Annotated in this window: 6 protein-coding genes; 4 read left to right on the forward strand and 2 right to left on the reverse strand. The window is 42.6% G+C overall.

Annotation, left to right across the window (positions count from 1 at the left end):
• Positions 1–142: 142 nt before the first annotated feature.
• Positions 143–1,435 carry a relaxase/mobilization nuclease domain-containing protein gene (locus tag B9G53_RS17130; protein ID WP_254923700.1) on the forward strand — a complete coding sequence of 431 codons (1,293 nt, stop codon included), beginning with the start codon at positions 143–145 and terminating at the stop codon, positions 1,433–1,435.
• A gap of 445 nt (positions 1,436–1,880) precedes the next feature.
• Positions 1,881–2,375, forward strand: coding sequence for a hypothetical protein (locus B9G53_RS17135; protein WP_217901614.1), 495 nt, complete (start codon positions 1,881–1,883; stop codon positions 2,373–2,375).
• A 71-nt stretch (positions 2,376–2,446) separates the two neighbouring features.
• Here B9G53_RS17135 and B9G53_RS17140 read toward each other — a convergent pair whose 3' ends face one another.
• Both B9G53_RS17140 and B9G53_RS17145 read right to left on the reverse strand, forming a co-directional pair.
• Entirely contained in the window at positions 2,447–4,045 is a 1,599-nt protein-coding gene (locus tag B9G53_RS17140) for an alpha/beta hydrolase (RefSeq protein ID WP_176453257.1), read from the reverse strand.
• A gap of 128 nt (positions 4,046–4,173) precedes the next feature.
• A complete protein-coding gene (locus tag B9G53_RS17145; RefSeq protein ID WP_094534448.1) occupies positions 4,174–6,372 on the reverse strand; it encodes an ATP-dependent RecD-like DNA helicase in 2,199 nt (732 codons plus the stop codon).
• Between the two features lie 447 nt (positions 6,373–6,819).
• On the opposite strand from B9G53_RS17145, the gene B9G53_RS17150 reads away from it, so the two are divergent.
• Both B9G53_RS17150 and B9G53_RS17155 read left to right on the forward strand, forming a co-directional pair.
• Positions 6,820–7,395, forward strand: a complete 576-nt coding sequence (locus B9G53_RS17150) for a hypothetical protein (protein ID WP_094534450.1) — start codon at positions 6,820–6,822, stop codon at positions 7,393–7,395.
• A 147-nt stretch (positions 7,396–7,542) separates the two neighbouring features.
• The gene (locus B9G53_RS17155) at positions 7,543–8,943 is read left to right on the forward strand and encodes a pentapeptide repeat-containing protein (protein WP_094534452.1); all 1,401 of its coding nucleotides are present in this window, start codon (positions 7,543–7,545) and stop codon (positions 8,941–8,943) included.
• Positions 8,944–9,332 lie beyond the last annotated feature (389 nt).

Raw genomic sequence — 9,332 nt, forward strand, 5'->3', positions numbered from 1 at the left:
TCACTAATCAGCTAGAGCAGTTTTTTGAATCCAGTCAATTTCTCTCAAAAATACAATTACGAAAAACACTGGATTTTATCTTTTCATTAATTCACTGATCTTATAGCGGGAAGGGAGTAACAATGATGCTTGGCAGACAGCGATCGCCCAATATCTCAAAGAAATGGGATTTACAAATAATCAGTATGTGGCTGTAAAGCATACTGACAAAGAAAATCACGAACACATTCATCTCGTGACCAGTCGGGTGCGGATGGACGGCTCAGTAGTTTCTGACAGTTGGGATTGGACGCGCAGCCAAGATGTAATCCGCAAACTAGAGCAGGATTTTGGACTAGCGGCTGTACCATCTAGTTGGGAGAGCGATCGCCAAGAGCAAACCAAGAGTCAGATTGATAAGGAATTAGAAACGGGCAAAGTTACTGTAAAGCGTCAACTTGCAGACAAGATCGATGCAACTTTGGTAAATACCACGTCACTACCAGATTTTATTGAGCAGTTAAATCTTGAAGGGATTGAAGTTAGGGTTGACCGAGATCGCAAGGGAAAACCGAAAGGGATTGCTTACAAACTTGATGGAGTGAGCATGGCAGGCTCCAGTGTGGGCAAGGCTTATTCCTTACCGCGTATCTTGAAGCGGATAGAAAGTGTCTCTGATCAGGGGACTCCTCCTAATAGTCCTGCTATTGCCTCTCACATATCACAAGTCATTAGAGAGCAAGTAAAAGCAGGAATGACCATGCCCCAGTTGATTGAGCAATTGAAACATTCAGGAGTAGATGCTCATGTCAAATACACCCGTACCAAGAAGATTAAAGGTATTTCCTATAGTTTGGGAAGTAACAGTATTCAAGGTAATGAGCTAGGTAAAGAGTTTAGTTGGGGAGGGCTTCAGAAATATTTGCAGGTTAGCTACGATCCAGCACGCGATCACTCAATTATTTTAGAGATGCAAAGTGCTGACCGCAATGCGGTAAGTCAACCTATAGAGCATTGCAATGGTCTATCAGATAGTTTTCTAAACGAGCTTGTGGTTGAGTTAGAAAAACAGAGATCGCTTAAAGTCCGTAAACCAGACCAATCTGAAAATATTACTAAAGCAGAAATCTCCCTTAACTTAGAGCAGGGCAGAATTGATCGTGCTCAGATGATTGCAGCAATCTCTCATCAACTCCTCAGTGAGCTAGGGTCTGATAGTTTTGGAGAAGTGGGTCAAAACTCTTACGGTATCCAACGAAGTGGAGATATTCTGACAGTTGAGAGATTAAGAGGCGATCGTCAGATTATCTTGCAGGTTAGGGGGCAGGAAATTGAGTTTGCCAATTTGAGCGAATTTGATATCCAACAATTTGAGCAGGCTTGGCAGCATCGATCTCAAGTACAGCAACAAAGTATTGGTAATGTTTCAGACTTATTGAATCAAGAAATTCAGTAAAAGTAGGACAAGTCATCACGAAACTACTAGACTTTGCGGTAATACTCAGAGAGATACAAGGTGATCTATTCCCTCATGACGTATATATTCTCTTGAATTGTGTAATGGTTATCATAATTGATAGCAGTATTTGGAAAAGTAAATCTCTCTCGTCAAAAAAAGTTCTGTGCGCCTTAACGAGTGAGTTGTAACCGACCGTTAGACTACCTGATCAAGTAACATAAGGAGCAATCCGTAGCGTATGTCCCACGAAAGTTTCACACCACAGCATCGGGCAATCGGAAGAGTAGCAGCTTGGGCTGTTTTCTTTTTTGAGGTGATATACGCTGTTACAACGGCTCTCGGATTTCTTGCGCTCAAATCGCCCCAAGACCCAATCGGCGATCCATTCTTCTTGATTATGGAACTACTGATAGTCATTATAGTTCCCCTGATGGTCGTAAGCATGGTCGCAGTCCACGCTTACGCAACCCCTGATGTCAAGGTATATAGTCTTACGGCACTTATCTTTATGATCCTGCTGACGGGGATTACTTCCAGCGTTCACTTCGTTATCCTGACAATAGGTCATCAGATTGAGGCTACCAGATTGACATGGATTTCTCCGCTACTCTCATTCAAGTGGCCATCTGTGGCATATACGTTAGATATTCTTGCATGGGATTGGTTCTTTGCCCTCTCAATGCTTTTTGCAGCGCCCGTATTCAATTCAGGAAAGCTGGAGATAACGGTGAGGAACCTTATGATTGTCAGTGGTGTACTGAGTCTTGTGGGGTTGATTGGTGTGCCACTTGCAGATATGCAAGTTCGGAATATCGGAATTATCGGCTATGGTGTGGTAGCTCCAGTTGTGTTTCTACTGCTAGGCATAATTTTTGATCGCACCCAGCATCAGCCAAAAGCTACTGAGCGAAACCGCAATTCTCCATCGGAGAACTAAAGCATATTGTACTGGACGGAATCAACTCTCTGATATGAATTTAGATCAGGAATACACGAATGCTTATGCATCTAAAAGCATCGTTTTTCTAATGCTTGAAATTGAGGTGATCGCACAATCAAGATAACTAGTAGAGCAGGGAATAAAGCCATCCGAGCGAGTAGACTTATGGCAACGATCGCATATTCCATAGAAAAAGTTCCCATTCTTGCCTGTTGAATGAGAACGATCGCTAAAACTAAACTGAGTCCGCCTAGCAATTGCAGAGATTTCTTACTGGGACGATCTACTTTTGCTAGTCTTAGTGGTTGGCGTAGCCATCTGACCAACCATGCAGCCACTCTAGTCCCCACGCTTAAAAGCACACTGGGATAAATCAATTCGGGCAAAAAGAGAAGGGAAAGCTGCCAACTAGGAACAAGTCCATTGCTATAGACAGGAAATATAGCCGCATTCAATTCTTGAACCCTCGAATAAATCATCGCCACTGGAAGTTGGACAAGGAACTGTGGTAGTCCTAGTAGATATGAAGGATTAGTCAACAACTCTTGCCAACGCATGACAAGGGAGACGATCGCGTAGGCAATGAGGATAGCACTAACATAAAGTCCGCACAGTTGCAAAAATGATGTCAGTTTCTTTGGTTGATTGATGGCATAGGTACTGATAGGCAAAACCGCCGCTACTAGAAAGATTAGACTGCTTGCCATTCTGCTAGGTATCGCTCCCATCATACCCAAACAGAGAAAAATCGCAGCGATCGCCACCATTCCCACTGATACTAAGCGCAATTTTGTCTTCAAGAAATTAAGCTCGCGAAGACCATAACCAATACCTAAAACTGAACCAATGAAGATCAGAAACCATCCCCACATAACAAATGGCATCGTTAAAAGTACCGACCTCTCAGGTAAACCAAAGGCTTTCACAGCCCAAACTACAGCTTCTTGAATTAAGGTGGGATCAAAAGGCTCAATCAAATGGTTAGAAGTAATGGAAATAACCAGTTTTCTAGCGGAACCATTTTGAAAATCCCCCTTGATTTGAAATTCCTGAGTTGCTTCACCAGTTCCCTGTTGTAAAGTTTCACGCATCGCTGCGGGACTATGCAACTCTTCGTACAATCCAATTCCCATCAAAAGATTAGCAGGGCTTGTGCGGCTAATCTCTGCACTCATACCGAGAACGATGGTAACGCGGATTTGATTGGAACTTGCTGTTTCTGAACCAAAGGCGATCGCTGTAGCGGCTCCCATGGAATGACCGCCCATACCCAAATGTAATCGGTCAAAGCGTTCGGGATGTTGTTTTACATAATCAAATACCACACTCGCATCCTTGAGATTTTCTTCTGAGCTAAATGGTCTGGGATAGGATTCACCAAACCCGCCAGCATCAAAGGCTATAGCGGCTATACCTTGTCGGGCTAGTTCTACGGCAAGTGGTTCCATCATTTCTTTAGAAGAGCTTACGCCATGCCAGAGAATGATCGTGGGATAGGGAGTTTTTGTTTGATTGGGAATATGTAGCCTGCCGACAAGGGGATGATCTCGATCTCCTTTTAGGTTAATTGTTTCGGTGGTGATATTATGGGGATAAAAGCCCTGATGGAGCAACAACCCAGCTATCAAGGTGATCGCCCCCAGCCAAATTCCCAGCTTGCTAAACATAAACTTCGCTCTTTGCATATCCTCAACAATTCCCCTCTAAGGGAAATAGCCTATACTGAGCCACACTATACCTGTTAGCAATAATCTATCTAACTCTTTACATGAAACTTCATCACTAGCAATCAGGATTACGGCTCGGCAAACTTTGCTAACCGTTTCGCGAGATAAGTATATCTATGCCGATCGCTAACCTGTCTGACCGCCAGCCCGATCGCCTTCGACTCTCCAACGATGATGGCAAGCTTTCGCGCACGAGTCAGTCCAGTGTAGAAAAGGTTACGAGAGAGCATCAGAAAATGCTGCATAAATAGAGGCATGATCACCACAGGATATTCGCTGCCCTGTGCCTTATGGATCGTCGTCGCTCTAGCGAGAGCAATCTCATTAAGATCGGCATAATCATAGACCACTTGCCGATCGCCAAATACAACTGTGACTTCCCGTTCCTCCAAATCGACACCCGTAATCGTACCAATGTCACCATTAAAAACCTCACGGTTATAGTCATTCACCTGCTGCATAATGCGATCGCCCAAACGAAAGATGGTATTCCCATACTTAATTTCGGGCTTAATTGCATCAGAAGGATTGAGTAACTGTTGAAGGACAACATTAAGATTGCGCGTACCGACATCACCTCTAGTCATCGGACAGAGAACCTGCATATCTTGCTGAGGGTCAAAACCCAGACTCGGTAACAACTCCGTAATAATGTCACAAATACCCTGCTGACCCGCTTCAGCATTGGGCATTTCCAGCCACAGGCAATCGGATTTAGGCTGATTAGAGACTTTTTCCATGTTTGGAAACTTACCTGTATTGATACGGTGAGCATTCTGGATAATTTGACTTGCCTGAGCCTGACGAAATACCTCCGTAAGCTTGATTACAGGTACTTGCTGAGAATCAATTAAATCTTGGAGAACATTGCCCGCACCGACACTAGGGAGTTGATCGGTATCGCCGACAAGCAGTAGTTGAGCGCCCAAGGGAATCGCCTTCACCAGAGAAAAGGCAAGAAACAGATCCAGCATCGATGCTTCATCAATGGCGATCGCTTGAGCGGTCAGAGGATATTCCTGATTGCGTTTAAAGCCCATTGATTTCGGGTCAAACTCTAAAAAACGGTGAATTGTCTTCGCCTCACAACCCGTGACTTCCTGTAATCGTTGAGCCGCCCGACCTGTCGGCGAAGCCAGAGCAATCTCCTTACCCATCGCTTTCCAGAGCGCGACAATCGTGCGAGTGGTGGTAGTCTTCCCTGTTCCCGGTCCACCTGTGAGAATAAGCACCGATGAATTTGCTGCCATCTCCACGGCTTCCCGTTGTTTGGGCGAGAGTTGGATATTTCTTTGGGTGGTGTAGCGATCGATCCAAGCCTTGACCCTTTCAGAATCTGGATTGTGTTTGTGTTGCAATAGTTGATAAACCCGTTCAGCAAGATTCTGTTCAGTGTGGAAGTAGGTGGGCTTATAACAGATGAACTCTCCTTCTAAGCCTTGCATCACTAGGCGATCATTGATAGAGAGACTTAGAACAATTTTAGAGATAGTTTCAGGATCTGGTTGATAGTCTTCGAGGGCAAGCAGTTTGATGGCTTTCTCTTCTAGTTCAGTGCGCGGCAAATAGCAATGACCATCTTCAGCAGCTTCCCCTAAACAGTGAAAGATTCCCGCAATGCTGCGAAACTCAGAACTAACTTCAATACCAATATTCCGAGCGATCTGATCGGCAGTAAAGAAACCAATGCCATAGATATCTGTCGCCAGTTGATAAGGATTTTCGGAAACTGTCTGAATGGAATCATTACCATAATGCTTAAAAATCTTGACCGCATAGGTAGTGGATACTCCATGTCCTTGCAGAAATACCATGACCTCCTTAATTGCCTTTTGCGTTTCCCAAGCAATTTTAATCATCTTCACCCGTTTCTTGGCAATGCCAGGAACTTCAATCAGGCGGTCAATCTCATTCTCAATGATGTCAAGGGTATCTAAGCCAAAATGAGTGACGATGCGTTTAGCGGTGACTGGTCCCACGCCTTTAATTAGACCACTGCCAAGATATTTCTCAATTCCTGTAATCGTGGCGGGTTTAGTTTCACGGTATTGAGTGACTTGAAATTGGTCGCCAAATTTAGGATGCGATCGCCATGTGCCTTCTAGGGCAAGAGTCTGTCCTGCTTGGATATTGGCAAAGTTACCGACTACGGTGATTAGGTCTTGAGCCTTGGGCACTTTTAACCGCGCTACGGTATAGCCTGTCTCTTCGGAGTGAAAGGTCAGGCGTTCGATAATGCCTTGGAGGTAGTCGATGTTATCAGGCATAAGCCATAAGGATGGATAAGTGTAGCGATCACTCTGCCATTTATATAGCAATTTTGATTTTGTTGTAGATTAGGGGCGATCAGTACCTGTCTCACAACATAAAGATCTCCTAACAATTTATTCAACTTAATAGTTTAGGGACTTGCGAAAAGATAAAGTACCACCCGATTAACCAAGCCTCAAATTTTCAGAGTTACTTTTTTGGCATATTATTTAAATCACAAGTCACTAAGCATCGCGTAACTGCTAGATTTTGCTTATGAGGTCTTGGGTAGGGCGAGACGAGTAAACTGAATTCATGTCTGAATTAACAACCCATGACAAATTGTAAACTTTTGTCAGTATTTAGTTATTGACTAAACATATAAATTAAATTATTATGAATATTAAATATTATGCTTGAGTAGAAGATATGTTAAATAATTTTGTAGTAAGAAATACATTTTTATGAAGTATATTGCTGGGTTTGCTGTGATCGCCTTTGCTTCACTTTCTGGTCTTTCTCCGTGTTTAGCTTCAAATCAACTAACTGCACAAACCTCTGAACAATCTTTTACAGATCAGTCTTACTCTAGAGAAGAAAAAAACAGTCAAATATTTGGAGAATTTGGTACTTTTAACAAAGTAGCTAATAGGGCTGAGCGTCAGCAACGAGCTGCTGATAGAAAAGCGGCGGCTGAGGAACGTAGAGCAGCGTATGCAAAACGTAGAGAGGCGATGGCTGCTGAGGCTGAAAAACGCAGAGAAGCTAGGGCTGCTGAGGCTGAAAAACAACGCCAGTATTTTGAAAGTCTTTCTCCAGAAGAACAAAAAATATACCTAGCGAAAAAAAGAGAGGCAAATGAAGCTGCTCTGCAATTTTTTGTGAATATTCTCAACTCTGGTTCACCTACCAATGGAGATGATAATGCTAGGCAACAGCAAGATGAGTATGACAGAAGACACGATAGGCGGATTTACGAAGATCGAGAACGTGCAATTCAAGAGAGAAAAGTATATTGTGCAGATAGAGCCTGTTTTTAAACTGGCTTTGGACAATTAAAGGGGAATGAGGGCTGAAATGCCCATTCCATGCGGACGAAAAAGATGCAAATACGTCGATCACGCTTTATCTGTCCAGTGCCATCGTTAGTGGTTTAGAGATTACGATAACGAGTTTCACATAAAATCATGATCATATTGTGGCAAATAGGTATAGCAATTTTAGGTGTAGTTACAACATTTGTCATACCAGCATCAGCGGCTGTTCGCTTTGAACAGGCAGATTTGGAGCGCCTGCAAAGGACAAAGAATTGTGTAAATTGCCAACTTCGAGGAGCTGATTTGTCAGGAATGGATTTAAGTGGAGCTAACTTAAGTGGCTCACAATTATTTGAAGTTAATTTAGAAAGAGCTAATCTGACCAAAGCTAACTTGAGTTATACCCAAATGCGTCGGGTAAAATTACAGGGCGCAAATATAACTGAAACCAACTTTATAGGAGCTGGCTTAGGTGGAACAGACTTTAGAGGTTTGAATCTGGAAATAGCGTATTTTGAAGGGGCTATGTTTTGCCATGCGCTCATGCCCAATGGCAGCCAAAACGTCAGAGATTGTCGTCGTTTTAGGATACTAGGCTGGACAAAAAAATTTGATTCACCCCCATGCCCATCTAGTGCAATTTCGAGAAATAGTAAAACCCCTCAAAGCAATCCTGATGATCTGAACAAATTATATCTTCAGCTTGTTGGAGCTTTATCGTTGCTGAATGCTTATAGAAACGACTTTACTGCTTATCCCTTTGAAAATCGCGAATTTATAAGTTTATTTCCAGCAGCATATTACAACACAACAAAAATCGAGTTAGCAGCTATCTTGAGAGGTGATATCAATCACCCTCAAGAGAAAATGGAGCAAATGATTGCATTTTTTGATGCATTCCAAGTCAACTGGCAAAGATGGCATTCGGGGAGGAAAGATCAAGTCGAACCCCACTGGAGCACTCAGTTTGATTTTTCGGAAAGAATGACGAAATCTTTCCAAGCATGTTTAGAAACACAGAAAATAGATCCTACTCGTAACTATGGTTGTTATGAGAATTATTTAACAAGCTCACAAAGGGTATTGCAAGCTGGGATTGATGCCCATGTTAATAATGACATGGCAAGGTCAATTGCGTACACATTGGAGAGATTTAAGTCAAGAGGTATTGCTTTCAGCCTATTGAAAGAAGAGTTTGACGATACAGTAGTTACCTTGAAGAAATCAAGTCAAGTTACTTTAAAAGAAGTCATTAGTAATAATTTTGACAGAAATATTTTAAATTGGCTTGATAAAGCCCTTATCGGAACGCTAGATGGAGTTCTAAAAGATAGGCAAAGAGCTTGGCAGTTAGGTGAACAAAAGGCTCTAGGTGAAATCAAGCAGATACCACCTCATCCAATTAGATATGATTTTGAAATATTGGGATTGAACAACGTAGCTCAACGTAATATAGAATTTCTTGAACAGAAGCAGCCTATTGGGAATCATTCGCGACTTAGAACCCTTGGGGAGCAATTCTGTGGGCGTACTGTAGCAAATCCTGAATAGCGAGTCAAGATTTTATGACTTTTTCAGATACTCTGACTATTGGGCAGTAAGAGATTCTGACTTGGTGTAACTTCACCTAGAATACATCCCATTAGAGTCGCATGTTACGGTTTATTAGACGACAATTAGTAAGCACCGACGATTGAGTAAAGATTCTGAATGTCTTCAAAGGAAGTGAGGCTGTTGTTCATTTTGCCATGATTCCTCTTATGCTCAAGCGGCTTTCTGCTTAATCTTTTTTATAACTGATGTTACGTGGAAGGAATTCCTGCGATCCTCAAGGTTGTGGGCTGGCACGGGGGCACAGCCCCTTGTATCTAGGAGGAAAGTTAAAGGATAAAATCTTTTACTAAACTCCAACAAGCAAAGGCAGAGATAAACTCGTTAAA

The organism is Pseudanabaena sp. SR411 (assembly GCF_002251945.1).
Taxonomy (GTDB): domain Bacteria; phylum Cyanobacteriota; class Cyanobacteriia; order Pseudanabaenales; family Pseudanabaenaceae; genus Pseudanabaena.